General features: G+C 68.7%; 26 protein-coding genes and 1 pseudogene. 15 read left to right on the top strand and 12 right to left on the bottom strand.

The genetic code is table 11. The features are described 5' to 3' along the window. Positions 1-40: 40 nt before the first annotated feature. Both ACN6LB_RS02970 and ACN6LB_RS02965 read right to left on the bottom strand, forming a co-directional pair. A complete protein-coding gene (locus ACN6LB_RS02970) occupies positions 41-976 on the bottom strand; it encodes a PmoA family protein (protein WP_445024420.1) in 936 nt (311 codons plus the stop codon). Then, positions 973-2262 carry a Gfo/Idh/MocA family protein gene (locus ACN6LB_RS02965; protein WP_445024419.1) on the bottom strand — a complete coding sequence of 430 codons (1290 nt, stop codon included), beginning with the start codon at positions 2260-2262 and terminating at the stop codon, positions 973-975. The genes ACN6LB_RS02970 and ACN6LB_RS02965 overlap by 4 nt, the downstream gene beginning before the upstream one ends. 384 nt (positions 2263-2646) lie before the next feature. Between ACN6LB_RS02965 and ACN6LB_RS02960 the strand changes: the two genes are divergently transcribed. Continuing rightward, the gene (locus tag ACN6LB_RS02960; RefSeq protein WP_445024418.1) at positions 2647-3522 is read left to right on the top strand and encodes an undecaprenyl-diphosphate phosphatase; all 876 of its coding nucleotides are present in this window, start codon (positions 2647-2649) and stop codon (positions 3520-3522) included. A gap of 311 nt (positions 3523-3833) precedes the next feature. Here ACN6LB_RS02960 and ACN6LB_RS02955 read toward each other — a convergent pair whose 3' ends face one another. Both ACN6LB_RS02955 and ACN6LB_RS02950 read right to left on the bottom strand, forming a co-directional pair. Beyond that, a complete protein-coding gene (locus ACN6LB_RS02955) occupies positions 3834-4085 on the bottom strand; it encodes a carbamoyltransferase N-terminal domain-containing protein (protein WP_445024417.1) in 252 nt (83 codons plus the stop codon). Continuing rightward, complete coding sequence (locus ACN6LB_RS02950; RefSeq protein WP_445024416.1) at positions 4022-4435, bottom strand: hypothetical protein; 414 nt, start codon at positions 4433-4435, stop codon at positions 4022-4024. The genes ACN6LB_RS02955 and ACN6LB_RS02950 overlap by 64 nt, the downstream gene beginning before the upstream one ends. A 291-nt stretch (positions 4436-4726) precedes the next feature. Here ACN6LB_RS02950 and ACN6LB_RS02945 point away from each other — a divergent pair, with 291 nt between their 5' ends. Then, complete coding sequence (locus ACN6LB_RS02945; RefSeq protein WP_445024558.1) at positions 4727-5119, top strand: hypothetical protein; 393 nt, start codon at positions 4727-4729, stop codon at positions 5117-5119. A 5-nt stretch (positions 5120-5124) separates the two neighbouring features. Beyond that, positions 5125-5562, top strand: a pseudogene (locus ACN6LB_RS02940) (nucleotidyl transferase AbiEii/AbiGii toxin family protein); the annotation flags it as partial. Positions 5563-5785: 223 nt separating this feature from the next. On the opposite strand, the gene ACN6LB_RS02935 reads toward ACN6LB_RS02940, so the two are convergent. Beyond that, a complete protein-coding gene (locus ACN6LB_RS02935; RefSeq protein ID WP_445024415.1) occupies positions 5786-6364 on the bottom strand; it encodes an ABC-three component system middle component 2 in 579 nt (192 codons plus the stop codon). Between the two features lie 40 nt (positions 6365-6404). Further along, positions 6405-7142 carry a serine/threonine protein kinase gene (locus tag ACN6LB_RS02930; protein WP_445024414.1) on the bottom strand — a complete coding sequence of 246 codons (738 nt, stop codon included), beginning with the start codon at positions 7140-7142 and terminating at the stop codon, positions 6405-6407. On the opposite strand from ACN6LB_RS02930, the gene ACN6LB_RS02925 reads away from it, so the two are divergent. Then, positions 7141-7563, top strand: a complete 423-nt coding sequence (locus tag ACN6LB_RS02925) for a hypothetical protein (protein WP_445024413.1) — start codon at positions 7141-7143, stop codon at positions 7561-7563. The genes ACN6LB_RS02930 and ACN6LB_RS02925 overlap by 2 nt on opposite strands. Before the next feature lie 482 nt (positions 7564-8045). On the opposite strand, the gene ACN6LB_RS02920 is transcribed toward ACN6LB_RS02925, so the two are convergent. After that, complete coding sequence (locus ACN6LB_RS02920) at positions 8046-8477, bottom strand: hypothetical protein (protein WP_445024412.1); 432 nt, start codon at positions 8475-8477, stop codon at positions 8046-8048. A 500-nt stretch (positions 8478-8977) separates the two neighbouring features. Here ACN6LB_RS02920 and ACN6LB_RS02915 point away from each other — a divergent pair, with 500 nt between their 5' ends. Further along, a complete protein-coding gene (locus tag ACN6LB_RS02915) occupies positions 8978-10987 on the top strand; it encodes a GDSL-type esterase/lipase family protein (RefSeq protein WP_445024411.1) in 2010 nt (669 codons plus the stop codon). A gap of 508 nt (positions 10988-11495) precedes the next feature. Here ACN6LB_RS02915 and ACN6LB_RS02910 read toward each other — a convergent pair. Beyond that, positions 11496-13001 (bottom strand): molybdopterin-dependent oxidoreductase, encoded by a 1506-nt coding sequence (locus ACN6LB_RS02910; RefSeq protein ID WP_445024410.1) that lies wholly within the window; start codon positions 12999-13001, stop codon positions 11496-11498. A gap of 194 nt (positions 13002-13195) precedes the next feature. Continuing rightward, positions 13196-13399 carry a hypothetical protein gene (locus ACN6LB_RS02905; protein ID WP_445024409.1) on the bottom strand — a complete coding sequence of 68 codons (204 nt, stop codon included), beginning with the start codon at positions 13397-13399 and terminating at the stop codon, positions 13196-13198. Positions 13400-13616: 217 nt separating this feature from the next. Between ACN6LB_RS02905 and ACN6LB_RS02900 the strand changes: the two genes are divergently transcribed. After that, on the top strand, positions 13617-14864 hold the full coding sequence (locus ACN6LB_RS02900) for a sensor histidine kinase (RefSeq protein ID WP_445024408.1): 1248 nt from the start codon (positions 13617-13619) through the stop codon (positions 14862-14864). Positions 14865-14882: 18 nt separating this feature from the next. Continuing rightward, positions 14883-15518, top strand: a complete 636-nt coding sequence (locus tag ACN6LB_RS02895; RefSeq protein ID WP_359385279.1) for a response regulator transcription factor — start codon at positions 14883-14885, stop codon at positions 15516-15518. 373 nt (positions 15519-15891) lie between these two features. Here ACN6LB_RS02895 and ACN6LB_RS02890 read toward each other — a convergent pair whose 3' ends face one another. Further along, entirely contained in the window at positions 15892-17097 is a 1206-nt protein-coding gene (locus tag ACN6LB_RS02890) for a glycoside hydrolase family 5 protein (protein WP_445024407.1), read from the bottom strand. Positions 17098-17266: 169 nt separating this feature from the next. Beyond that, the gene (locus ACN6LB_RS02885) at positions 17267-17989 is read right to left on the bottom strand and encodes a GH12 family glycosyl hydrolase domain-containing protein (RefSeq protein ID WP_445024405.1); all 723 of its coding nucleotides are present in this window, start codon (positions 17987-17989) and stop codon (positions 17267-17269) included. A 22-nt stretch (positions 17990-18011) separates the two neighbouring features. On the opposite strand from ACN6LB_RS02885, the gene ACN6LB_RS02880 reads away from it, so the two are divergent. Together ACN6LB_RS02880 and ACN6LB_RS02875 are read left to right on the top strand one after the other, a co-directional pair. Next, positions 18012-18245 carry a hypothetical protein gene (locus tag ACN6LB_RS02880; RefSeq protein WP_445024404.1) on the top strand — a complete coding sequence of 78 codons (234 nt, stop codon included), beginning with the start codon at positions 18012-18014 and terminating at the stop codon, positions 18243-18245. A 63-nt stretch (positions 18246-18308) separates the two neighbouring features. Continuing rightward, complete coding sequence (locus ACN6LB_RS02875; protein WP_445024403.1) at positions 18309-19379, top strand: LacI family DNA-binding transcriptional regulator; 1071 nt, start codon at positions 18309-18311, stop codon at positions 19377-19379. A gap of 150 nt (positions 19380-19529) precedes the next feature. On the opposite strand, the gene ACN6LB_RS02870 is transcribed toward ACN6LB_RS02875, so the two are convergent. Next, entirely contained in the window at positions 19530-20465 is a 936-nt protein-coding gene (locus ACN6LB_RS02870; protein ID WP_445024402.1) for a LysR family transcriptional regulator, read from the bottom strand. A gap of 129 nt (positions 20466-20594) precedes the next feature. Between ACN6LB_RS02870 and ACN6LB_RS02865 the strand changes: the two genes are divergently transcribed. The 6 genes from ACN6LB_RS02865 to ACN6LB_RS02840 all read left to right on the top strand — a co-directional run bounded on the left by ACN6LB_RS02865 (position 20595) and on the right by ACN6LB_RS02840 (position 26885). Continuing rightward, positions 20595-21599 (top strand): fumarylacetoacetate hydrolase family protein, encoded by a 1005-nt coding sequence (locus ACN6LB_RS02865; RefSeq protein ID WP_445024401.1) that lies wholly within the window; start codon positions 20595-20597, stop codon positions 21597-21599. A 5-nt stretch (positions 21600-21604) separates the two neighbouring features. Next, positions 21605-22576 (top strand): cyclase family protein, encoded by a 972-nt coding sequence (locus ACN6LB_RS02860; RefSeq protein WP_445024557.1) that lies wholly within the window; start codon positions 21605-21607, stop codon positions 22574-22576. Positions 22577-22690: 114 nt separating this feature from the next. Next, positions 22691-23830, top strand: coding sequence for an FAD-dependent oxidoreductase (locus tag ACN6LB_RS02855; RefSeq protein WP_445024400.1), 1140 nt, complete (start codon positions 22691-22693; stop codon positions 23828-23830). Beyond that, complete coding sequence (locus tag ACN6LB_RS02850; RefSeq protein WP_445024399.1) at positions 23827-24855, top strand: amidohydrolase family protein; 1029 nt, start codon at positions 23827-23829, stop codon at positions 24853-24855. The genes ACN6LB_RS02855 and ACN6LB_RS02850 overlap by 4 nt, the downstream gene beginning before the upstream one ends. Before the next feature lie 33 nt (positions 24856-24888). Continuing rightward, positions 24889-25827: a VOC family protein gene (locus ACN6LB_RS02845; protein ID WP_445024398.1), complete on the top strand. Its 939-nt coding sequence runs from the start codon at positions 24889-24891 to the stop codon at positions 25825-25827. 92 nt (positions 25828-25919) lie between these two features. Continuing rightward, positions 25920-26885, top strand: coding sequence for a fumarylacetoacetate hydrolase family protein (locus ACN6LB_RS02840; protein ID WP_445024397.1), 966 nt, complete (start codon positions 25920-25922; stop codon positions 26883-26885). The last annotated feature ends 38 nt before the right edge of the window (positions 26886-26923 follow it).

The following is a 26923-nucleotide window of genomic DNA, read 5'->3' as shown; positions in this document are numbered from 1 at the left end:
GCCTCGGGGCCGCCCTGCGCGGCTGTTCCGGCGTGCCGGCTCACCACGGATGCGCCTCCAGGTACTTGGCGACCTCCTCGCGCTCCCAGGCGCCCTCCGCCACGACCACGCGGTAGCGGCGGGTGAGCGTGTCGCCGGGTGCGAGTTCCAGTTCGTCGAAGAAGGCGAGCGAGGGGGCGACGGCGGCGAACGGTTCGTTGCGCACGAACCAGTGGGCCGGGTGGGCGCCCGCCGCCCCGGTGTGGTCGTTCTCGGGGGCGTGCGCGAAGACAAGCGTGGCGTGCCCGTCGGCGCCGTCGTGCTCTGCCGAGTAGGCGAGCCACGGCGCCTGCTGCCCCATCAGCTCCGGGCCCTCGGACTCGGGGCCGATGACCCGGCCGTCCCGGAAGCCGCGCGGGCCGCGCCAGAACAGGCCCGTGTAGCCTGCCATCTCCCGGCCCGCCGTCGTCGGGCTGCCAAAGCGCAGCGGCTCGTCACGCCGATTGGTGACCGCGGAGGTCCAGGTCAGCGCCCAGGATCCCGACTCCGGATCCACGTCGTGCACCTCGATGCGGCGCTCCTCCTCGGCCCAGAGATCACCGTTGTGCGGATGCCACGTGAGGCGTTCGGCGATGACGGCGCGGCCGTCGGCCGCTTCCACCTCGTCGAAAGCGATGTGCGCCATCGACCCGACACGCTCTGGGAGTTCGAGATATCCCTTTCCGTGAACGTATGTGTTGCCGCCCCACAGGTTCTGGCCGGAGAGGTGCGAGACCGTCATCTGCAGGCCCTTGTGCCAACGGTGGTCGTTGGGCCGGTAGTCCGTGACCACGTTGTCCGAGAGCGTCCGCAGCGGATGCAGATACGGCTTCGGGGCCTCCCAAGCGGCTTCCGGGCGGTACACGTAGCTCAGCAGCTCGACGCCGGTGGTGACATCGCTGATCGTGATGCGCTCGCCGTGGGTGTGAACGATGCGCAGACCGTCGCGACCGGTCATGCCGGCACCTCCTCCCCGCTCACGGACACGGAGGGTCCGGTGGCCTCTGACGTCACGGGCGCCCAGCCCGGCGCACCTCCGTGCAGGGCGTCGTAGTACGAGTCCCCGGGACCGATGTCCCCGGCGCGCACGGTCGTGTCCGTGAACGCCGACTTGTAGAGGGCGGTGATGAGCTCCAGGCTGGTGCGGCCGTCGGCGCCGCTGCTGCGCGGCCGCTCGCCGACGCGCATGCTCGCGACCAGCTCCCGCAGCTGCGCGAGGTGCGAGCTCGGCACATCCGCGCCGAAGTCGCGCCAGGCCGCCACGTCCGCCTCCGGCACTCCCGGCGCCGGGGTGATGCGCCAGTGCTCGTTGCTGTGTCCGTAGAGGTGGGTCAGCTCGACGGTGGCGCGTTCGCAGTCGATGCGGATGCGGCTCACCTCGTCCGGGCTCAGGACGCTGTTGACGACGGTGCCCAGGGCGCCGTTCGCGAAGCGGACCAGGGCCGTCGAGACATCCTCCGTCTCCACGTCGTGCACCAGACGCCCGGCCATGGCCCGCACCTCGCTCCACGGCCCCAGCAGATCGAGCAGCAGGTCCATCTGGTGGATGCCGTGCCCCATCGCGGGCCCGCCGCCCTCGGTCTCCCAGCGGCCGCGCCAGGGCACGGCGTAATAGGCGGTGTCGCGGTACCAGGTGGTCTGACAGTGCACGACGAGCGGGCGGCCCATGGCCCCCTCGGCGATCAGGCGCTTCACGTGCCGGGCGCCGGAGCCGAAGCGGTGCTGGAAGACGATCGACGCGTACGGACCGCCGTCCAGGCCCTCCTCGGCCTCGATGGCGTCGAAGTCCGCGAGCGTCGGCACGGGCGGCTTCTCGCACCACACCCAGGCGCCGGCGCGCAGCGCGGCGACGGTCTGCGCGCGGTGCAGGGTCGGCGGCGTGCAGATGGTGACCAGGTCCGGGCGCTGCTCTTCGAGCATGCGGTCCAGGTCGGTGTACGCGTGCGGGATGCCCGCGTCCGCGCAGAGCGCCTTCACCGCGTCGCCGTCGATGTCGACCGCGGCGACGATCTCCGTCTCGCCCTCGTCGGCGAGCGCGGCGAGCGCGGGCAGGTGCGAGCCGCGCGCGATGGCGCCCGCGCCGATGATGGCGGCCCGGATGCGGCGGCCCTCGAACGGCGCCGCGGGACGGCCGCCCGTCGCGGCCTCGGGGACGTTCGCCGAAGTCGCGGGTCCGTTGGCGGCGGTCTCCGGGCGGGTCGCGGCGGCCTTCTCGGTGCCGGGTGCGTTGCGGGGTGTGCTCATGGACGTGATCAACGCTCCATCGGACGTGAGGACGTGACGTCAGACGTCGGCCAACGCGTGATGACTCCGGGGACCCCAGCGACAGCAAGCGCTTTCTCTTCTGCAGCAACGTATGCGGCGCTCCGGCGCTGGTCAACACCATGGCCGCGCCGGCTGCGCGTCGCCGGGCCCGCCTGCCCCGTGTCCGCCGGCCAAACCCCTGTGGCGGGGCTGTCACACCAGGGCGCTACGCTGCCCACAACACACTTGATCACCGCGCGCGCGGTCCGCCGCGCCCGCCCGCACGTATCCGTCACCTCCGTCGCCTGCGTCGGCGTCCTCAGCCACCCCTTTCGCCGCTTTCCGTCGCCCCTTCCACGATCAGCACTTGGATCCCGTAACTTCATGTCTTGGTTTGAATCCCTCATCCTCGGACTCGTCCAGGGGCTGACCGAGTTCCTTCCCGTCTCCTCCAGTGCGCATCTGCGGCTGACCGCGGCGTTCGCGGGCTGGAAGGACCCGGGTGCGGCGTTCACGGCGATCACGCAGCTCGGCACGGAGGCCGCGGTGCTGATCTACTTCCGCAAGGACGTCGGGCGGATTCTCGCGGCGTGGTCCCGCTCACTCACGAACAAGGCGATGCGGAGCGATCACGACGCCCAGATGGGCTGGCTGGTGATCGTCGGCTCGATTCCGATCGGTCTGCTCGGGGTGACGCTCAAGGACCAGATCGAGGGCCCGTTCCGCGATCTGCGGATCACCGCGACGATGCTGATCGTCATGGGCGTGGTCATCGGCATCGCCGACCGGCTCGCGGCCCGCGACGAGACCGGCGGCAGACACCGCGCGGCCAAGCAGCGCAAGACACTTGAGGACCTCAACACCAAGGACGGCCTGCTCTACGGCATCTGCCAGGCAATGGCGTTGATCCCGGGCGTCTCCCGGTCCGGCGCCACCATCAGCGGCGGCCTGTTCATGGGCTACTCCCGCGAGGCGGCGGCCCGTTACTCCTTCCTCCTCGCCATGCCGGCCGTACTCGCCTCGGGCGCCTTCGAGTTGAAGGACGCCGCGGAGGAGGGGCACATCTCCTGGGGCCCGACCGTCTTCGCCACGATCATCGCGTTCGCGGTCGGTTACGCCGTTATCGCATGGTTCATGAAGTTCATCTCGACGAAGAGCTTCATGCCGTTCGTCTACTACCGCATCGCGCTCGGCATCGTCATCATCGTCCTGGTCAGCATGGGTTGGCTGAGTCCTCACGCGGCCGAGTCGGCGGGCTGATCCGGTAGGCACATGTAGCGCTATCTAGCATTTTCTAGCGCCTGACTGCATCAACACGCCATGATCATCTCCCACTCGTCTCCCACCTGGGAGACCGGGAGACGATCAGCCAGAAGTGCGCACCTGCAAAGTCGGGAGCAGAAAGGGAGGGCCCGCACAGCAGCAGCTGTGCGGGCCGTTCTGCGTGGCGGCCGGCCCGGGTCATTCGAGGCTGAGGCGCGCCAGCAGGCCCTGGACACGGCCGGCGAGCGCCTTCTCCGGGTCCGGGCTGATGGTGGCAAGTGCCACTGCGGCCGTCACGATGACGTCGCTCAGCTCCTTCTCGACGAGCCGCCAGCGCGGGCGGTGAGGAAGTCGAGGGTGTAGCGGTCGGGGTTGCCGTAGCCGGCCAGGCCCATGAGCTTGCCGGAGCTGGTCCAGTTGCCGAGTCCGAGGTGTTCGGCGACGGTCTCGTAGAACCAGCCCAGCGACTGGCTGAACGGGAACTGGCGCAGGACCTTCAGTCCGTCGGCGGTGCCGTGGGCGAGGGTGGCGGAGACGCCGTCGCCGGAGCCGTCGACCACCAGGACGGCGGTCTCGTCGAAGCCGCTGGGTGGAAGGCGGAGGCGGCGTGCGCGAGGTGGTGCTCGACCACGGTGACCTGCCGGGGCCGGTGGTGGTCGAACAGGGCGGGGTCGAGGAGTTCGGCGATCAGCTCGGCGTCCGTGCAAATGTCGCTCGGCGTAGGCCAGGCCGGGTTGAAGGCGATGGCGATCTCGTCAACGTCGGCCAGGGTGATGCCGGCCTCGGACAGGCAGTAGGCCGCGGCCACCGCGCAGGAGCGGGAGTCCTTGTGGTGCTTGCCGGGCATGGACCAGACACCGCTGGCCTGGGAGGCGATGCCGAGCGCGACCATCACCTCGGCGAGTCCCATGCCGTGGCCGGGACAGGGAGCCCGGCCACGGTAAGTACGTCGGTGCAGCCGGCCTCCTTCCCGGCAACCCAGGCGCGGATCTGGGCCTTGGTTGCCGTCCCGCCCAGCGGTAATCGCGGAGCCAACTCAGCCCTCTACCGCATTGCCCTCGTCCGCATGTCCAGAGACGCCCGCGCCAACGAGGTTGCCGCGGCGGCGGACCGTTCCGACTTTCCTGCCGGTGGATGTCGGCCGGTGATCGGCCGCGTCCAGCTGCTCGGCGAGCGGGAAGCTGCCGCCATAATGGGAGGCATGCCCTCCAGCGCGCACCACCCCGCACCCGCGTCGAAGAACCTCTCGGGCACGGACGCCGAGGACCTCGCGCTGTACCGGGAGAAGTTCCGGTGCCGTCTGCCGGAGGCGCTGGACGAGTTGCACGGCCCGACCCAGGGGGTCGTCGAGCTGCCGCTGCACATGGCCTGGTCCGGGATGACCTCGTACGACCTGGGCAAGCCGCGGCAGCGCATGGGCCTGTACCGCACTGTCCTGCATGAGGGTCTGCACGACGACCTGCCCCGCTACCTCAACCAGGACCTGCTCCTCCAGCTGTGGCCGGTGCTGCGCACCCTCGTCGGCCGCACCGTGCGCGCCGTATGGGAGGACGCCTTCCCCGAGCTCGCCTCGCGCACCCGGGCGGTCGCGTGACGGACATGCCGGAGCTGCACGCGCGGCTCCTGGCGGATGTGATCGCCCTCGGCTCCCCGTATCCCCTGGTCCTCACCGGCGGGTATGCCGTGCGGGCGCACCGCCTCGTGAACCGCCCCAGCCAGGACCTCGATGTCGCCACCGAGAACCCGGCGCCCATGGCCGACATCGCCGCCACGCTCCGCGCCGGCCTGGAAGCCCGCGGCTGGAAAGTGCACGCGCTGGAGACCGCCCCGCTGTCCGCCCGCTTCACCGTGACCGACCCGGCCACCGGGCAGGAATGCGAAGTCGACATCCTCAAGGAGATCTTCTGGCGGCCGGTCGCCCAGAGCCCGTACGGGCCCGTCCTCGCGGAGGAGGACGTGATCGGGACCAAGGTCCGCGCCCTCGCCGACCGCGGAGCGCCCCGTGACCTGATCGACGTGTTCGCAGCCTCTCGCCGTTGAAACACCGCCGATAGCACCTCAGGATGCCGTGGATGACGCTTCCCACCGAGGCCGTAGGCGATGAACTCCAACACCGCGGTCTTGCCCGAACTGAATGCACCGGCCACCACGGACAGGTCCCGCACCCGCTGGTCCTGCGTGAAATCGACGTCATAGTTCCGGCTGACGCCAGCAAGGCGCAGGTGCCGGATCCGGATGCCAGGCAGAGGCTGCATGATGGTCATCCCTCCCAGGGCATGTCAGGTGGCTGCGGCCCCGGTCCCAGCACGCTGAGGAGCGCGGCACCGGGCCCGCCCTCTCTATCCGGCCGCAGCCACCGTGCAGTCTGTTCCCGCAGCGCCTTGTCGCAGAGCTTGCGAAGGCGACGCACGACGATGGACGCCGCAGGGGTGAACGACGCGGCGTAGGTGGCGGTGAAGCGAGCCCCGAGTTCCCGACCGCGGTTGCTGATCGAATATGCGATTGCGCCGTTGCGGTTGTGGACCTCGCAACACCCGTAAGCCACGAGCAATCCGAGATCGTGCTGGATGCGCTCGCGTCGACTGGTGCAGCGCTGCGAGGAGGACGCGTACGAGAGCACCTGCGGATCGAACCCGGCCAGCCTGAGCATATTGCCCTCCCGGCCGTCGGAATCGACGACGAGGAAGGGATTCGCCGACAGGAAGTCGTAGTACCCGATCCACTCCAGGCTCGCCCCCTTCGCGTCATGTCCGGCGACAGCGTCGAGAAGAAGCAGCAGCTGCGCCAGCCGGAAGGCCACCTCGTCCTCCGGCATCATCACCGGCCGGTGTGCTTCCACAGCGAACTCCTCGTAGGCCTGACAGGACAGGCGACGACGGTCAGCCGTCGGAGTGCTCGGCGGCGATCTGCCGCCAGTGTTTGACCCATCCCGCCTTGCGGTTGTCCACGAGCCGGTGGACCAGCCCCCAGCTGTGCACCAGCTCCAGGCGGAGTGACTTCGGCAGTTGGTCGTGCTCGTTGCGTACATCCCGCCAGACACGGGTGTGGAGAGCCCGAAGCGCGTCCTCGGCCGCGCATTCGTTGAACTGCATCTCCCATAGACCGTGGAGCGTCGCATCGGCGGAACTGAGCGCCGCCACCTCCGCCGGAACATCCTTGTGCGCGATCTCGCGAGCCACCAGATCGGCGTTGAAGAACTGCCTCTTGGCCGAGTCCAGCTCCACGTGGCCGGCCTCGGTCATCTGCCGAATGAACAAGGCGACGCCAAGGACGGCTGCCTTGTCGTCCTCGACTTCGAGTACCAGCCGAAGCTGCTCCACGGAGGCGCGGGCGGCCTGAGCGTACGTCTCGTAGAAGCCCCGACGCACGTCGTCGCCGCCGGGGCCAAGCAGCTTCTTCCGGAGGGCGGTCTCGTCCCAAAGCTGGATAACGAGGCTGTGTTCCTTCTCCCTCGCCTTCGTCCACGTGTCCCACCACGCTGTCATGGGGCCGTCCAGGCTGAAGGGGATGCACAGAATCCAGCTGGCGATGGTGTGGCCGTTCTTGACGGCCGCCTTCAGCACGTTGCCGAGCGAGTCTTCGACCTGCTGCACGTGCTTCTTGATGGTGACCGGCATGAAGTACGGACTGCCACACTGTGATCGCTCCGCCGAGGTTTCCGGCGAAAGCGTCGATACCCCAGTCGCCCGGGTTGGCAGCGACGGACCGTACGTTTGGGGCCGTCGCTGCGGCAAGCTGAGCGATCATCGTTTCGAAGTCGTCGCGGGCTCCGCCGGGGCTTCCCCCGCGGACTGCGTGCACGTCGAAGCTGATTGGCTGGACACCCGTCGCACGGCTATCGAATCAGGCACAACCCACCCCCCTGCGCCGGTGGCCGCACACAACATGTTCCCCAAGCGTCACACACCGTATCGGTGGAGCGTAACCAACGGCACCTCTTCTGATCAGGAAGTGGAACGCACCGACATCTCAAATACGGTCCACGAGGTCGGCATCGAGACGGCGTCGATCCGGAGGATGTCGACCTCGACGCGCTAGCCGACCTCCACAACCGCCTTCAGCACTTCGCAGCCAAGGACACGAGCATCGCCATGCAGGCTCGGACCGTCCCGGTTCTCGATCTGCTGCTCAAATACATCGAGCGACCGGGCCGCGAACTTCGCCTTGAGGGAGCCGGAGATGTGTCGGGACTGCCGGCGCGAAGGAGCTGACGGAGGCCCAGCTCCTGCCCTTCGAGCAGTACGTGGGCTTCATGGCGTACTACGGGGCCCGGCTCCATGAGCTGTCCCGGATGTATGACGATCAGGAGATGGCGTACCGCCACCTCCTGCAGTACTCGGACGGCTTCCTGGAGGACTTCCCGGTCAGGCGTGAGCCGGCCACCGATGACTTGACGGGATCAGCCTCGGCCAACTTCCGCGCCAGGCAGGATGATCACCATGGGATCGGGAATGTGGACGGGGCTGATCGGCCTCGCAGGAGCTGTGATCGGTGCTGGAGGAGCCATCCTGGGCGGCTGGCTACAGCAACGAAACCAAGCCATCCAGCGCCGCCGCGGCGGCCCGCCGGTCATCCTCCGTCCCGGTGAGGCCGTGCAGGTCGCGCAGGAAGCAGCCGAGGTTGTTCAGCCGCAGCGGACGGTTCGGGGACGCCGGGGGCGTCGCGTCGACCGCCACCCGCAACAGGGAGATTGCCTCGTCCAGGTCCTCCCGCCCGCCGCTCAGTCGCCAGCGGCGCCACAGCGCGCCCCCGGTGTTGGCAGCGATCCGGCCGCGTTCCGGCGCCGGCGCGGGCAGCAGGTCCAGGGCCTCGGCATGGGCGGCGAGACCCGTGTCGAGGTCGTCCGGGTTGGCGTCGCGTTCGTAGCGGTTCATGAGGGCGTTGCCGAGGTTGTCGAGGAACACCGGCCGGTCGGGGGTCGTGCGGCCGGCCGGTGTGACCGCCGTGTTCACTGCCGAGGATGAAGAGGAAACGGCGGGACAAAGGGGTCCCCTTGGGGGTGCGTGGGCGACTGCCAGCGTGAGCAGTCGCGCCAGGCGGTGTATTGGTCTGCCGTGTCCCAGCGGTGCCGGTCGGACCGACGTCACGTGACATAGTTCCCGCCGCGGCGGACGATGCGGATCATCAGCTCTGGAGGAGTGCGGCGGCCAGTTTGAGTACGATCGGTAGCCGCTCCACCAGGCCTTCGCTGCGGCACGGCATCCACTGTGCTTCACGCTGCGCGATACAACGAGTAGACAGTTTTGGGACGACTCCGATACGTACCACTGCTGTTGGTACGTCTGGCAGTAGCAAACAGGACTGACACCCTCCACCGCCGAGAACTCAGCCGAACGCCAGCTGCAGCGGTGAATTGTCTGCCTCACGCGAACCCTTGACGCTAAACCGTTTCATTGCTTCTCTCGAAAGGCTGCTTCTGGGAGCGCTCCCACCCCAGCCGAAAGGGACCCCTGTGCAGACCACCCCCCACGCCACCCCCCATGTCACCTCCTTATGCCACCTCGCCCGTACCCTCGCTGCGCTCATCACGGCCGTTCTCGTCGCCTGCCTGCTGTGCTGGACGGGGAGCTCCCCCGCCCAGGCCGCGCCGGGTGACGGCTCGGTCTCCGACCCCAACATCGCCTACGTCGGGCGCTGGGACACCAGCGCCGACACCGCGGCGGTGCCCTCCTGGACCGGTGCCTACCTGCAGACGGCCTTCACCGGCACCACGGTGAAGGTCAAGGCGAGAGATGCGGTCAACCTGTACGCCAGCATCGACGGCGGCCCCGACGTCTTCCACCCCGGCGTGCGCGGCACGGTGAACCTCACGCCCCGGCCGTTGTCCGCCGGCACGCACACCCTGCGCATTTCGTACCGCTCCGGCGACACTGTCTTCCAGGGCCTGGTGCTGGACCCCGGTGCGCGCACGGTCGCGCCGAACGCCCCGTCGCGGCTCGTCGAGTTCGTCGGCGACTCCATCACCGCCGGTGCGCTCACGGACCGGCTCGCACTGGACTCGTACGCCTGGAAGACCGGCGAGCAACTCGGGGCGCGCCACACCCAGATCGCCCGATCCGGCTACTGCCTCGTCGCCCAGTCCGGATGCACGGGCCTGAGCACGCAGTTCTTCAGGACGGCGAGCACGGGCGGCCAGAACTGGGACTTCTCCCGCTACCGGGCGGACGCCGTCGTCATCAACCTGGGTACCAACGACATCGGCCGCGGAGTGACCGGTGCCTCCTTCCAGTCGGCGTACACCAAGTTCCTCTCCGACCTGCGCGCCACCTACCCGAACTCGCAACTCTTCGCCGTGCAGACGCTCAAGAAGCGCTACGTCAACGAGACCAGGGCGGCCGTCACCGCCCGCACCAACGCCGGTGACAGCAGGGTGCACTACGTCGACACCACGGGCTGGCTGAACGACGGCACCGACTACGAGGACGGCAACGGGCATCCCAACGAGGCCGGCCACACCAAGTTCGCGAACCGCCTCACCCCCGTCATCGCCGCCCGACTCGGCAGCCCCACATCCACCCTGGCGGCCGCTCCCGGCCAACCCGGCGACCCCAACATCAAGTTCGTGGGCCGCTGGGACACCAGGACTTCCACCGCCTACACCCCGTACTGGGCGGGCGCCTACTACAGGGTCGGCTTCACCGGCCGGACCGTCCAGCTCAAGCAGCGCGGGACGATCGACTTCTGGGCGAGGATCGACAACGGCCCTGTGAAGTTCTACGACGACGTCAAGGGAACCGTGAACCTGACCCCCTCCCCGCTGTCCGTCGCCAACCACACCCTCCAGGTCAACTACCAAGTGGTCGCCGGTTCCTACCGGGGTGACGCCGTCTTTCAGGGACTGGTCCTCGACAGTGGCTCCACCACGTTCGCACCGCCGGCGCCCGGCAAGCTGATCGAGTTCGTCGGCGACTCGATCACGGTGGGGACTACGTCGTCGCAGAACGCCCGCACCGCGTACGGCTGGCTGATCGGGGAACGACTCGGCACCGAGCACACCCAGATCGCCCAGGGCGGCGCCTGTCTGGTCGCCGCGGCGGACGGATGCGTCGGCTTGGAGCGGCAGTTCACCAAGCTCAACCCGAACGCGGCCACCCCCGACTGGGACTTCTCCCGCTACCAGGCGAACGCGGTCGTCATCAACCTCGGCACCAACGACGTGGGCCACGGTGTCAGCTCCGCGCAGTTCCAGACGGCGTACACCAGCCTGTTGCGCAAGGTCCGCGCCGCGTACCCACAGGCGTGGATCTTCGCATTGGAGACCTTCCGCGGCCGGTACGTCCCGCAGACCCAGGCGGCGGTCAAGGCAGCCGTCGACGGTGGCGACTCCAGGGTCTCCTTCGTCGACACCACCGGCTGGCTGGGTTCGGGCGACCTGACGGACTCGGTCCACCCCAACGACCAGGGGCACCGCGTCATCGCGGACCGGCTGGCACCGGTCATCGCGGCGCGGATCGGTATGTGAAGGAGGGCCGGGGCCGCCGGACCGCGACGCGCAGGCGGGCGCCTCCGCTGCCCTGCGTGGGCGCCCGGCCCCGGCCCCGGCTCGACGGCGAGATCGCCGCACTTCCCTCCCTTCCTGTTGACCGCGTCGAGCACAAGGCTCGATTCGTCGTCCAACCACATCGCGGGTAGATGCCGATCGTCCTGCTCGACGGGTCACCGCGCTTGCCGGGAATGCTCGGGATCGCCTCGAACGTGAGGCACCAGCCAGCCTCCTGCCAGGTGTGCTCGCCTTGCGCCCGTACTCGGTGCCGACCAGGTCGGGGGCAGACTCGCGAGCCGTTGTGGATCTCCTACTCGTGCTGGTAGTGAGCGGTTGTCCGACCCCGAGATCATCCGCCGACGGGCCACCTCGGTGTTCGGTGAGTACGAGCGGCGCTATCAGCAACCCAGTCGCTCACCGCGGTGACAGCCGCAGCCCTTTGAAGATTCGAGCCTTCAGGCGGGAACCCCCGCCCGGCGGGAAATGCTCAGGCAACCGTGACCTTGATCGTGTGCCGGCCGGTCGCCCCGTCGGGCAACGGCTCGTGCACCTGTCCTGTCTGCACCTGGCCGGTGTTGTCGGTGGCGCGTACTTGCAGCCGATGCTCGCCGGGCGTCGCCTGCCACGGCCAGCTCCACTGCCGCCATGTGTCCACCGACGGCACCGCCGCGAGCTGTGCCCGCTGCCATGGCCCGTCATCCACGCGGACCTCCACCGCGGACACCCCACGATGTTGCGCCCACGCCACCCCGGCCACCATCACCAGACCTTGCTCCAGACGCCTGCCCGCAGCCGGTGTGTCGATCCGCGACTGTGTCTTCACCGGAGCCAGCGCCGCGTAATCCCGCCGTACCCAGTAGGCGCTGAAGTCCGAGAAGCGACTCAGCTCCAGCTCCGTCAGCCACTTCGTCGCCGATACGTATCCGTACAGCCCGGGCACCACCATCCGGACCGGAAATCCGTGCTCGACCGGCAGTGGCTCCCCGTTCATCCCGACCGCCAGCAACGCGTCCCGCCCGTCATGCAACGCCGCCGTCGGTGTGCCGGCCGTGTAGCCGTCCACGGAACGGCTCACCACCTGATCCGCGCTGTCATCCGGCTCGACTTCATCCAGCAGATCCTTGATCGGTACCCCCAACCACCGCGCGTTGCCGACCAACTCGCCGCCGACCTCGTTGGACACGCACGCCAGCGTGATGTAGCGCTCCACCATCGGCCGTGCCAGCAATTGCTCGTAGGTCAGCGTCAGCGGCCGTCTCACCCGGCCATGAATGCTCAGCCGCCAGTCCTTCGGTTCCATCTGCGGCACCGTCAAAGCGGTGTCGATCCGGTAGAAGTCCGCGGTACTGGTCACGAACGGCTCCACTCCAGGCACGCCGACGGAGACCTTGGCGGGCAAGGGTGCTGCCGGGCTCGACGGCGACGGGAGAACCACCGCGGCCCGGGCCGCGGCCACACGCTGTGCCCAGAGCCGGCGTCCGCCCGGTACGGCCACCGCGGCCGCACCGATCGCCCCGACCGCCAGCGCGAGAAACCTCCGTCGGCCCGGTGGCTGTCCCGCGCCGTCCAGCACCGAGTTGCCGGCATCCGACGAGGGCGAACCGGCTCCCCGCACGGGGGTGTGGGTTCCCTGTGCCGCCACGTCCGTATCCGGGCCGGAGTCGTCCCCCAGGTCCTGCGCCGATACCGGGGCACGGCGCGGCAGGGTGCGGCGCAGCAGCACCAGGAGGCCGGCAGCGGCCAGTGCGCCGGCCACTGTCGGCAGGGGGTACGCCCACGTGGCGCTGGGCCGGGTGGCTGACGCGATTACGCCGATCATCCCGAACACAGCGACGCCGGTCAGCCCGTACCAGAGCCGGCGCATGGCCAGTACACCGATGAACGCGGCGAACACCGCCAACACCAGCACGATTCCCGCCTGCAGTGCCAGCTTGTCGTACGTGTAGAACACCGCGACGGCGAACTCCTTGACCGGGGTCGGCGCAGCGTCCACGGCGACGCCACCCACCGCCACGAGGGGCGCTGACGGCCCACCCGTCGCGGCTGCCACCAACTCACCGAGGCCCAGGGCGAGTGCGGTGGCCGCGACGCCGGCAAGCTCGCCGTACCACTGCTTGGGCGGTCTTCCCGGTGCCGGCCGATCTGTCTTCTGCGTCTCCATGTCTATACCGGACATCTGATCGGCGCTTATCGGCTCACCCGGCGCAGCCTGGCGAAGCCGACACCCAGCACGACCAGACCGACGATCGCCACGACCGGCCCGACGACCGCCCACAGCGTCACGCCGCTCATCGCAGAGCCCTTCATGACGTCGAGTCCCTGCAAGGTCCAGCCCACGCCGACAAAGGCAAGCAGTGCGCCGAGGCCGAGGACCAACCAGTTCTTCTTCATGGGGTATCTCCAGGTGTGGAGCCGAAGTGCTCGACATCGAGCGTGACGGTTCTGCGGCCGCAGCGGCGACAACGTGTGGTTGGACCCCGTTGTCAACCGATCGACGTACGCAAGGCTCCACTGGTGCGTGGACGCTCCTCGACACCGAGTCGGGCACTGTGGATCTGGGCGCCCGTAAACTGGCGGCCAGATCTCGGTGGGCGAAAGTGGGCAGGTCGTGGCAGTGCGCAGCACCGTCGACTTCGGACACCGCTACCGCGTCGGATGGCATGTCCTTGTCGGCGCCGTCGCGATACCGCTTGCCGTCGCCATAGCGGCCGACGTCTCCGTGGCGCTCGGACAACGCCTGCTGGCCCTCGGTACGCTCGTTGTCATCGTTGCCTGCTACGCCCTGGTCGCTCCGCGGGCCATGGAAAACCGCGACGAGCGTTGGGGTGCGGCCTATTTCGCCGTCCTGGCGGTCGCGTTCCCGCTCCTGCTCGCCATCGCCCCGATCGCCGGCGCACTGCTGTTCGCGCTCTGCCCACAGCTGTTCATGATGGTCGCGAGGTGGCGGGTACGCCTACCGCTGTTGTTGATCCTCTACGCCGAACTCGCCTGGGCCATGGTGGCGCGGGCCGGATTCAGCCGCTACACGCTGGCGATGGTCGGCGTGACCGTTCTGGTACCCATGACCGTGACGATCCTCCTGGGCGCCTATCTGACCGGCATCCGCGAGCAGAACCGCAAGCGGGCCGCGCTGATCGAGGAACTGACCCGGACGCGGGCCGCACTGGAACGCGCGGGCCACGAGGCAGGCGTCCATGCCGAACGTGAACGCCTGGCTGCCGAGATCCACGACACCCTGGCACAGGGCTTCACCAGCATCCTCATGCTCGCCCAGGTCGCACGGACGACCCTGCTCCGTGATCCGACGGCCGCCGACGGCCAGCTCGACATCCTGGAGAAGACCGCCCGCGAGAACCTCGCGGAGGCACGCTCGCTGATCGCCGCATCGGCCCCGGTCGACCTGACCGGCCGAGGGCTCGCGGATGCGCTGGACCGGCTCGCCGCCCGGCATACTCGCGACACGGGTACGCGCGTCGAGGTCTCGATCGTCGGCGAGCGGTCCGGCACAACTACCGGCACCGACATCGCCCTGCTGCGCACCGCGCAGGAGGCCCTGGCCAACGTCGCCAAGCACGCCGCCGCGACGGCGGTGCGGATCGAGCTGCGCCAGGATCCCGACCTCATGGCGCTGGCGGTGACCGATGACGGCCAGGGCTTCGACCCGAGCACCGTCCGGGGTGGATACGGCCTGCTCGGCATGCGCACCCGCGCCTCCAGCCTCGGCGGAACCTGCACGGTGCGATCGGCTCCCGGCCAGGGCACCACGGTGCGGGTCGAGCTGCCGCCGCCACCGGCCGAGCAGGCGGCGCGTAGCCTGCAGCCTGTACTTGATCTCAGCTCCACACCCGACCACTGAGCGGGCGGAAACGTCTCGATGACTGTCCAGATCCTGATTGTCGACGACCATCCCGTCGTACGCTTCGGCCTCCGCGGCATGCTCGAGGCCTACGACGACCTGCGGGTCGTCGGCGAGGCCGGCTCCGGCGACGAGGCGATCGTCCTCGCCGCCGCGATGCGCCCGGACGTCGTCCTGATGGACCTGCGGATGCCGGGTACCGATGGCGCCACCGCGACGGCGCGCATCCGTCAGGAGCACCCCGGCATTCGCGTGCTCGTGCTCACCACCTACGAAGGTGACGCCGACATCCTGCCGGCGATCGAGGCCGGCGCCACCGGTTACCTGCTCAAGGACACCCCGATCGGTACCCTGACCGACGCGATCCGGGCGGCGGCCCGCGGTGAAACCGTCCTCGCCCCGCCGGTGGCCGCCCGGCTGGTGACTCACCTTCAGGCTCCGGCCGGGGAGCAGCTGACCCCACGCGAGGTTCAGGTACTCGGCCTCGTCGCGCGGGGTCTGTCCAACGGTGAGATCGGTCGGCAGCTGTACATCGGCGAGGCGACGGTGAAGACGCACCTGCTGCGAACCTTCGTCAAACTGGGTGTCAACGACCGCACCGCAGCCGTCACCGTCGCGCTGTCGCGCGGCGTCCTCACCTCGCCACAACGGTGATCTCCGCATGACGGACATCGCGTATGTCGGGCGACTCGCGCCCCTTGGATTCAACAGCGCGCGGTTGCCGGCTTGTCGGGTGGCCGTGAGGCCACGGCCCGGTGCGCGTCTGAAGGGTGTCGTCACTCACCGGCCGGTTCCCGTGGGGGCCGCGGCCGTGGAGGACCGGGATGCCCTGGCGTTCACCCGGTGCATGGGGAGATCGAGTACGACAGGATGGGCAACCAACAGGGCTCCCATGCCGACGAGTTGAGACTTCGAACACCTTCCTCAACGGCAGGGGAGCCTTGTGCGGTGCGGCATCCGATCTCGTCACCCGTTCAATGGCCGCGGTGTCGGCACCTGGTCATCCTGGTTCAGGCCCATGCCGTTGTCACTGCCCAACGCCGCTCATGACGGCGTCGACGATGCCCGGTTGGGTCACGGTGTTGGAACGTCGGTCGAACAGGCCGAACCCGTACTGTCCGTTCACACCGTTGTCCCAGTAGACGCTGACTTCCCCGTACTTCTTGGCTGTGGCCGCGAGGGTGTGCGCAAAGTCGGCACGGTATCCGTTGTTCGCCGAGTCGAACGACGACTTGTCGATCGCTCCGTACTCACCGATGACTACCGGGTATCCCTTCGTGACGAATCCGTCATGCATTTTCTTCAACTGCGCGTCCAGATAGTCCTCCTGCCCCCAGGTGGACGTCTTTGACGGGTTGGTCGCAGTCGGGCCCCACTGCGTGATGGCCCCGCTTTCCGTACCGGCGAAGTCCCACGGATCGTAGTAGTGCACGGAGATCATGATCCTCTGCTGGTTGCTGGGAACGGAGGAGGAGCGATAGCGATCGGTCGGAAGCGCGAAGCCGTAGTTGCCCGCGGTGTAGTCGATGTTTGTGTTCCAGCCGGGGATGAGCAACCATCGTGAACTGTTGTTGCCGCCGGCTTTCCGCACCGTGTCCACGAAGATCTGGTTATAGCTGTTGATGTTCGAGTAGCACGGTTGGGTCGGTTGGCCGAAGTCCCCGGTGAACTCTTCGTTCATGGACTCCAGGATCAGGTGCTGGTCGTAGCTCTGGAACTTCGACGCGATCTGTTGCCAGACCTTCTGGTACTTGGCCTTGATTTCCGTCTGGGAGGACGAGTCACAGATCAGCCAGGAGCCGTTGACCGACTTGTAGCCGTCGCCGTGCATGTTGATCACTACATACATGCCTCGACTGTAGGCGTAGTTGACGACTTCCCGGACTCTGTTCAGCCAAGACGAGTTGATCGTATAATTCGGGCCGGCTCCTATGTCACGCAGATAGGAGACAGGGATCCGGATCGTCTTGAATCCTGCAGCCCACACCTTGTCGATGAGAGCTTGCGTGACCGCCGGCTGACCCCACGCTGTCTCGCTGGGGTATCCGTTGGTGTTTGCTTCGAGCTGGTTCCCCAGATTCCAGCCCGCGCCCATATCGGCAACAATCTGCGATGCGTCCAACTGGGCCAGTGTGTCGGCAGACGCCTGATCCTCCGAGCCGCAAACAGATGCGGCCACTGCCATGATGACGGCAACGAGGACGGCTCTGATCTTCATCGTCTTCACGGCCATTGACGTTTCCTCTCTTCCGGTCCTGGGATGCCAAGACCACGTGGATGCACCTGACGCCGAGCCGTGGCGACCATGGCGGCTCGACACCCTGCTGGAGCGGGTGGCGCGGGGTGGGCTCCCGCACGTTTCCGTTGCGGGGCCGGCTCGGGCACCCGCGTCGGCTCAGTGCTCAGAATCCGACCGCGCCCCAGGAGGTGGCCGTGTAGGTGCCAGGGCCGTACTCCCAGCCGGCCATGACGCTGTTGAGGTACTGGCTGCTGCTGTAATAGCCGTTGCTGACACCCCAGTTGAGGAACGGGGAGAGGCTGCCGGACCACCATCCGGACCTTCCGGTGTCCAGGTAGCTGATGGTGTGTCCGCCACTTGGCCAGCTGTACGTGTAGATGTCCCAGGTGCGCCCGCCGAGGCTGACGTTCGTCCTGGTGGGCACGGCGCTCCCTGAGGCGTCGTAGCGGTCGGACAGCGGCTGCGCGTTCGACCAGTTGAGCCAGATCATCAACTCGTTCTGGGAATTGCGGTTCGTCGGTGCCGCGGTGGGGTCGATGAAGATGTCGTAGGTGGCGTCGTAGTACGCGCCCGGCCGCGGGGACGACGTCTGGGAGAACCACGAGTTGTTGCCGGGGTTGACCGCACTGAGCCGCTTGGGCAGCGTGGTCACCGGTGACCGGGTACCCCAGTCCTCGCCGTTGACCATGACAGTGAAACCGTTGGCGTCCGCGGAGTTCACACCCCAGGAATTGTCGTTGGTGTCCCAGCTGGTGTCACTGCCTCCGTTGGCGGTGAAATGCTTGAAGTAGTACGTGCCCGACGCCGCCGAGGCGACGTTCGGAACGGCGAAGACGAGCGCAAGAGCCGCAAACAGGGCGCCCCACTCCAGGCGATAGATTTTCATCGCACCTTCTGTGATCGGATCGATGATCGAGCGCGCGCCGACCGGAGCCGGGAACGGTGCGCGTGACGCGAAAACCAATCGAAATAAATTCGACGGCCGCGAGATGGTGGGCCATTCCGCACCCTCGGTGCAGGTATGGCGACCATGCTTGTCGAATTTCCAGTCGAAGCGCTTCGACGGAATATTCGACGATCTGGTTCCACTTCTTCCAGACGAGAAGATAAAGTCATGCCGCAGCCATGACAACAGGCGTTAGGATAAAAAATCAATGTCCCACCAGGGGCTTGCGGAGACCGGACGTTAACGTTAACGTTCCTCGATGCGCGACGCTCCTCGACCTGGTGCCGGTTCCGACGCGAACGGCATCACGTCGTCCTCCACGGCCAGTGACCGGCCCGTGGTGCTCGGCGATGTGGCACGGCGAGCGGGTGTCTCGGCGATGACCGTCTCCCGCGTACTGAACGAGCGGCCCGGGGTCGGTGACGACACTCGCGCCCGCGTGTTCGCTGTCGCAGCCGAACTCGGCTACCGACCCAACAGGCTTGCGCAGGCACTGGTGACCGGCAGGTCGCAGGTGCTGTCGGTGGTGAGTTTCGACACCGCCCAGTACGGTCCCGCGGCAACGGTCTTCGGCGTCGAACAGGCGGCTCGCCAGGCCGGCTACGCCGTGCAGATCACCACGTTGCGCTCCGGCGACCCATTGCCCGCCCGAGCCGTCGTGGAGGGGCTCGTCTCCCAAGCGGTCGCCGGCCTCATACTCGCGGCGCCGCACGACTGGACCGCGCAGGCATTGCGGCACCTTCCCGCCGACCGGCCCGCGGTCGCGCTCGACGTCGACATCGAGCAGGAGGGCGTCCCGGTGATCGGACTCGAACAGACGACAGGAGCACGCCAGGCCACGGAGCACCTGCTTGCTCTCGGCCATGACACCGTGTGGCACGTCGCAGGGCCGAGCGACCAGCCATCGGCCCGAGCCCGCGAACGCGCCTGGGGAGAAGCCCTGGTCGGCGCCGACAGAACGCCACCGCACCCGCTAAGGGGCGATTGGAGTGCACGGTCGGGCTACGAACAAGGGCGGCGACTGGCCGACATGCCCGGTGTCACCGCCGTCTTCGCCGCCAACGACCAGATGGCCCTCGGCGTGCTGCGCGCCCTGCGCGAGGCGGGCCGCGACGTGCCGGGCGACGTCAGCCTGGTCGGCTACGACGACATCCCCGAGGCCGAATACGTGTGGCCCCCGTTGACCACGGTGCGGCAGGACTTCGGCGAGGCCGGGCGTCGCGCGCTGGAACTCCTCGTCGCTCAGATCGAGGGCCGGCCGAGAACCGGAACCCTGGTCGCGCTGCTGCCCGAACTGGTCGTGCGGGGCAGCAGCGGCCCTCCTCCCTGACGGCGGAGCGGAACCTGCGGTACAGGATCGAACCGGCGAACCGGCCAGAGCCGCAGCAGTTGTTCACACCGGATCCACGCGGCGGCCGCCCGTCCGGCGTCGGCTGCGGCCTGGGAATGTCATCCGCCTCTGCAGGGCGTGGCCCCACCCTCATTCCAGCGGACGGGACATCACAGACCGACCGGCCTCCATCATCTCGGCGACCCGGGCCGACGTCTCCCGCAGCCACATGTGCGCCGCGTCGTGCATGTGGACCGGATGCCACCACAAGGCCTGCTGGATCGGCACGGCGTCATAGGGCGGTTCCATGATGCGGACGTGTGCGAGTCCGTCCAGCTCGTCGGCGAGACGCCTTTGAAGCAGAGCTACCCGGCGGGTGCCCGCGACCAGGAGTGGCATCAGCTGGAAACTGTCGACGGAGACCGCCACGCGCGGCTCGATGCCGAGCATGGCGATCTGGCGGGCGGCAGGGGCGTCGTAAGCCCGTTGGTACGTCACCCAGGGCATTCGGGCCAGGTCGTCGAGGGTGAGCCGCTCGCCGACCTCCGGGTTGTCGTCCGCAACGAGGAAGACCCAGCTGTCCTGGTAGAGCTCGACCATGGGAAAGCCACGAATGATGCCGTGGGGCAGCAGCAGCCCGTCCACGGTGCTGAGCAGCGACCCGGTGTCGTCGATGATTTCGTTCGGTACCTGTTTGAACCTGAGCCGGATGCCCGGTGCCTCGGCTTGGATGGTGCGGGCGAGCTCGGTGCCGTAGACGGCGACCGCGTAGTCCGAGGCGATCAGCGTGAACTCGTGTTCCCCGCGGGAGGGGTCGAATTCTGCCTGACTGGCGAAGACGCGCTCCAGCAGGTCGCACGCGGTGGTGGTCCGGTCGAGGAGGGCCCGCCCGAGGGCGGTCAGTTCGTACCCTCCGCCCACCCGGGCGAGCAGGTCGTCGTCGAAGTGGCGGCGCAGCCGGGCCAGAGCGGCGCTCATCGCGGGTTGACTGAGCCCGATGCGCTGGCCGGCCCTGGTGACGTTGCGCTCCTGCAGGAGGGCGCGCAGGGCAACGACGAGGTTGAGGTCCAGGCTGGCCAAGTTCACGAAGCATCCCAATTCCGGAGCCGGCCCCATCGGTATTCACCGGCTGGATTCACCTATACAGGAAATCGATTTCCCTGATTGCAATCTACCGGGCCAGATTAGTGGCACCGCAATCGGGAGGAAATCTCCGTGACATCCGCAGCCACGTCGGCACCCTTCACCCCCTTCTCCGGACCGTTCGCCATCGGTACCCTTTCGGCACCGGGCGGGACCAGGTTCCCGAGCCTCGTGACGCCGGACGGCCGAGCGCTCGACCTGCGCACGGCACTGGACGAACCCGCGTTGACCACGCTCACGCTCCTGGAGCGCTGGGACGAGGAGCTGCCACGGCTGCACACCCTCGCCGGGGACCCGACGCGCGACTGGCGGTCGCTGGCGGAGATGACGGTGCACACGCCCGTCGAGCCCCGGCAGATCTTCCAGTCCGGCGCCAACTACCGGCAGCACGTGATCGACCTGGCGGTCGCACACCGCGCCCCCGACGCCCCGGGCACCGTCGAGGAGGCCCGCGCCGAGGTCGCGGCGGTCATGGACAGGCGGGCCGCCGAGGACCTCCCGTACGTCTTCATCGGCCTGCCGACCACGATCAGCGGCCCCTATGACGACGTGGTGCTGCCCGCCTGGGCCGAGAAGCCCGACTGGGAGCTGGAGGTGGCCGCGGTGATCTCCCGTCCCGCCTACCGGGTCACCGTGGACGAGGCGCTGGAGTACGTCGCGGGCTACACCATCGCCAACGACCTGACCGACCGCGCGAGCGTCTTCCGCCGGGACATGCCCCCGATCGGCACCGACTGGCTGCGCAGCAAGAACGCCCCCGGCTTCACCCCGCTCGGCCCGTGGATCGTCCCGGCCGGCTCCATCGCCGACCCGTCCGACCTGCAGGTCACCCTGAAACTCAACGGCGAGACCATGCAGGACGAGTCCACCAAGGACATGATCTTCGGCGTCGCACGGTTGGTCTCGTACATCTCCCAGACCGCCCGACTGCTCCCCGGCGACCTGGTTCTGACCGGCAGCCCGGCCGGCAACGGCATCCGCTGGGGCCGGCTGCTGCGCGACGGCGACGTGATGGACGGGTCGGTCACCGGGCTCGGCGCCCAGCGCACGCGCTGTGTCGCGGAGGAGGCCCGATGAGCCAGATGAGCGGCGATCGTGTCGACCGTACGGATCCCGAGGCGGCGATCGCCGAGGCCGCGAAGGCGTACTCGAACTGGGGCCGCTGGGGCGAGGACGACGTGCTCGGCACGCTCAACTTCCTCGACGAGGCCAAGCGCCGCGAGGGCGCGGCCCTGATCCGCGACGGCGTCAGTTTCTCCTTGTCGCAGGCCTTCGACATGGACGGCCCGCAGAAGGGCTGGCGGCGGCGCACGAACCCGGTGCACACGATGCTCGCCACCGGCACCGACGCCGTTCTGGGCGGCCAGGGCTTTCCGCACGGTTTCGGTGGCGCCGACGACGTGATCGCCATGCCCCTGCAGTGCTCCACCCAATGGGACGGGCTCGGGCACATCTTCGACCACGGCACGGCATGGAACGGCCGCTCGGCCGAGAAGGTCGTCACCTCCGACGGCGACCTCGTCACCGGCATGGAGCACATGGCGCCGCACGTCGCCGGGCGAGGCGTCCTCCTCGACGTGGGCCTGGTCATCGGCCACGACGGCGAACTGCCCGACGGCTTCGCCATCACCGAGGAGCACCTGACCGCAACCGCCGAGGCGCACGGCGTGACCGTCGGTCGTGGCGACCTGGTCCTCGTGCGCACCGGGCGGCTGGCCCGCGCCCGTCACGAAGGCTGGGGCGACTACGCGGGCGGACCGGCGCCGGGACTGAGCTTCAGTACGGCCGGCTGGCTGCACCGCAGCGAGATCGCCGGGATCGCCACCGACACCTGGGGTTTCGAGGTGCGGCCCAACGAGTTCGACCACGCCTTCCAGCCGCTGCACCAGGTCGCCATCCCCCACATCGGTCTGCTCATCGGCGAGATGTGGGACCTCGACGCCCTCGCCACACATTGCGCCGCCGACGGCCGGTACGAGTTCTGGCTCACCGCCGCGCCCCTGCCCATCACCGGGTCCGTCGGCTCACCGGTGAATCCCGTCGCCGTCAAGTAACGCCCTGGGCTGCCGGGCGCACCGCGCCCGGACGGCTACGCCCCCCTCGCCCGCCCGGCCGGCAACACCCCCCTTGCCGTTCGAAGTCGCGCGGCACCACCTCAGGGAGAACCCATGAACGACCCCCGTGCCCGAACCGTCCTCGTCATAGGCGGCGGCGCGTCCGGCAACGCCGTGGCCGTGCTGCTGCGGCGGGCGGGCATCGCCGTGGAACTGATCGAGGCCAAACCCGACTGGAACGTGCTCGGCTCCGGCATCACCCTCCAGGGCAACGCACTACGCGTACTGCGCGAAGTCGGCGTATGGGACGAGGTCCGGGAGAGCGGTTACGCCGTCGACGCCGTCGGCATGGCCGCGCCCGACGGGACCGTGTTCCACGTCCAGCAGGACTTCCGCACCGGTGGGGACGACCTGCCCGCGATCTTCGGCATGCAGCGGCCCCGGCTCCAGGAGATTCTGTGTGAGGCCGTTCGCGAGAGCGGCGCGGCGGTACGCCTCGGCACCACCGCCGAGGAGCTGGTCCAGGACGCGTCCGGCGTCACCGCCCGGTTCAGCGACGGCACCGAGGGCCGCTACGACCTTGTCATCGCCGCCGACGGCGTCGGCTCCCGCACGCGCGCGATGATCGGCATCAGCGACAAGCCCGAACCGACGGGCATGGCCATCTGGCGCGTCCCCGTGCCCCGCCCCGAGAGCGTGGAGCGCATGACCCTGGCCTACGGCGGCCCGTGCTACATCGCCGGCTACTGCCCCACCAGCAAGAACACCATCTACGCCTACCTCGCCGAGGCCAACCGCGACCGCGCCTCCATCGACCCGGCCTCGTACGCGGACGAGATGCGGCGGCTGGCCGCGCCCTACGGGGGTGCGTGGCCGGAGATCGCCGCGAGCATCACCGACCCCGCCGAGGTCAACTACACCTGGTTCGAGCGGCTGCTCGTCGAGGGCTCCTGGCACCGCGGCCGGGTCGTCCTGATCGGTGACGCGGCCCACGTCTGTCCTCCCACCCTCGCCCAGGGCGCGGCCATGTCGTTGGAGGACGCCTCCGTACTGGCCGAGATGCTCACCGCGGAGCAGGACTGGAGTTCCCTGGACGCCCTCCTGACCGGCTTCTACGAACGCCGGATCGGCCGTGTCCGCATGGTGGTCGAGGCATCCGTGCAACTCGGTCAGTGGCAGCTGGACGGCGCCCGTGACGCCGACGCACCCGGCCTGATGGGCCGCACGATGGCAGTCCTGCAGGAGACGCCGTGAACGCCGTGAACCCCGTGAGTCCTCGGAACAGCGCACCCACGATCGACGTCCACGCGCACGTCCTGCTCCCTCAGGTCGAGGACGCCGTCGCCGGGCACCCCGGATTGGCCGCGGCCCGCGATCTCGACGCCCGCCGCAACGGCCCCGAGGCCATCGCCGTCAGCGGCCCGATGTTCCGCGACCGCTTCCCGAGGCTGACCGACGTCAAGGCCCGGCTCGCCGCGATGGACGCCTCCGGGATCGACGTCCAGCTGGTCTCGCCGTCGCCGTCGCACTACCACTACTGGGCCGACAAGGACCTGGCCCGCACGGTGTGGGGACTGGCCAACGAAGGCACCGCAGCGCACGTCGCCCAGGCCCCGCAGCGGCTGCACGGCCTCGGCCTCGTCCCGCTCCAGCACCCGGACCTCGCCGTCGAAGCCCTCGAACACGCCCTCGGCCTGGGCCTGCGCGGTGTCGAGATATCGAGCCACGCGCCGGGACGCGAACTGTCGGACCCCACGTACGAACCGTTCTGGACACGGGCCGAGGAATCCGGCGCGATCCTCTTCCTGCACCCCTTCGGCTGCACGCTCGACGAGCGCCTCAACCGGTGGTATTTGTCCAACACCGTCGGCCAGCCGACCGAGAACGCCGTCGCGCTGTCCCATCTGATCTTCTCCGGAGTCCTGGACCGGCACCCGGGGTTGCGCATCGTCGCCGCCCACGGCGGCGGCTATCTGCCCACCCACATCGGCCGCTCCGACCACGCCTGGCTCGCCCGCACCGACACCCGCGGCTGCGCGCACCCACCCAGCAGCTACCTCAGGCAGCTGTACTTCGACTCCCTCGTCCACGACCCGGACGTGCTGCGCGAACTGATCCGGGTGGCCGGCCCCGACCGGGTGCTGCTCGGCTCCGACTTCCCCTTCGACATGGGCACCGACGACCCGCTCGGCGCATTGCGCGACGTCACGGACCTGCCCGCCCCCCACTTCCACGCCGTACGCGGCGGCAACGCTGCAGCGCTGCTCCGCCTTGTCTGAACCATCTGAACCGCACAGAGGAGAACCCCCACCATGAGCACACGTCTGCTCACCCACCTGCGCCACGTCGACCTCGCCGTGCCGGACTACGACAAGCAACTCGACTTCTACGCCGGCGTCTGGGGCCTGACCAAGGTCGCCGAGGACTCCGGCATCTCCTTCCTCGCCGCCGAGGGCTCCCCCGAGCAGTACATCGTCCGGCTCCGCAAGGCCGAGGAGAAGCGCCTCGACCTCATCTCCTACGGCGCGGCGAACCCCGCCGACGTGGACACGCTCGCCGAACAACTCCTCGCGGGTGGAGTGCAGTTGATCTCCCAGCCGGGCAAGGTCGACACCCCCGGAGGCGGCTACGGCTTCCGCTTCTTCGACGTCGACGGCCGCACCATCGAGATCTCGGCCGACGTCGAGGCGCGCCGGCACCGTCGTATCGAGGAGAAGGAGTCCATCCCGGTCCGTCTCTCGCACGTCGTCCTGAACTCCCCCGACATCAACGCCACCCGCACCTGGTACGAGCAGCACCTCGACTTCCGGCTGTCCGACACGATGACCTTGCCGCACATGGGTGAGGTCATGCACTTCATGCGGATCAGCAACCAGCACCACTCCATGGCCATCGCCAGCGGTCCGCACGCCTCCCTGCAGCACCTCTCCTTCGAGATGCGCGGCATCGACGAGTACATGCGCGGCTCCGGCCGCGTGATGCGCTCCGGCGCCCGCAAGATCTGGGGCCCCGGGCGGCACATGGCGGGCGACAACACCTTCACGTACTTCCTCGACCCGCACGGCAACACCGTTGAGTACACCACCGAGCTGGAAAAGCTGGACGAGGACACCTGGCACCCGCACATCTACGACCTGACGAAGCCCGAGAACGCCGACCAGTGGGGCACGTCCAACCCGATGAACGAGATGGTCGCCAAGGAAATGCTCAACGACGTCGACCGCGGCGTCTTCGTCGCTCCGCCGGTCTGACCCCTTGACCCCGGGGGCTCGGCGTACTCCCCCGCCTGCCATGCCGCCGGGCCCCCGGCCTGTGTCAACCCTCCCAGCTCCCTAGGAATGCCATGCGTTTCGCCACGTACGAACAGCACGGCCGCAGCCGTCTCGCCACCATCGAGGATGACGGCGTCCTCTCCCCCTGCCCCGGCACGGGGACGCTTCTCGACCTGATCCAGGCCGGTCCCGAGGCACTGCGCCAGGCGGGCAACGCAAGTCTGGACGTGCCGCGCGGGCCGCACGTCTCCCAGGTGCGATTGCTGCCGCCGCTCCAACCGCCGTCCGTACGCGACTTCGTCACGTTCGAGGAGCACGTCGAAGGTGTACGGCGAAGCATCGACGGAGTTTCGGGCGCCCCGGACGCCTGGTACGACGCGCCCACCTTCTACTTCACCAACCCCTACGCGGTCATCGGCGCTCACGACGACATCCCCGTGCCGCCAGGAAGCCGGGCGCTGGACTTCGAACTCGAAGTCGCCGCGGTCATCGGACGCGAGGGCCGCGACCTCACCCCCGAGCAGGCCCGCGACCACATCATCGGCTACACCATCTACAACGACTGGTCCGCCCGCGACCTCCAGTCCCGCGAGATGCAGGTCAGCCTCGGCCCATGCAAGGGCAAGGACACCGCCACCACCCTCGGCCCCTCCCTCGTCACCGCGGACGAACTGGAGCCCTACCGCGACAGCGACGGATTCCTGCGCCTGGCGCTGACCGCCGAGATCAACGGCGAGGTCGTCGGCAAGGACCTGCTGTCCAACATGAGCTGGACCTTCGAGGAAATGACCGCCTACGCCTCCCGCGGCACCTGGGTACGCCCCGGCGACGTACTCGGCTCCGGCACCTGCGGCAACGGCGGCTGCCTCGCCGAACTCTGGGGCGTACGCGGCCGCCAGGACCCGCCGCCGCTGAAGCCCGGCGACACCGTCGCCCTCACGGTCGAGGGCATCGGCACCGTCTCCAACACGGTGGTACCCGGGGCCGAACCGGTGGCCGTCCCTCGCGCCCGTACGCGCCCGCGAACGCGACCGTGAACCGCGCGGCGGAGAGCAGGCCGGCGACAAGGTCGTCG

The sequence above is a fragment of the Streptomyces sp. SAS_270 genome (assembly GCF_052543295.1).
The sequence above is the reverse complement of the archived record's forward strand: the minus strand, read 5'-3'. Positions and strand labels throughout refer to the sequence as shown.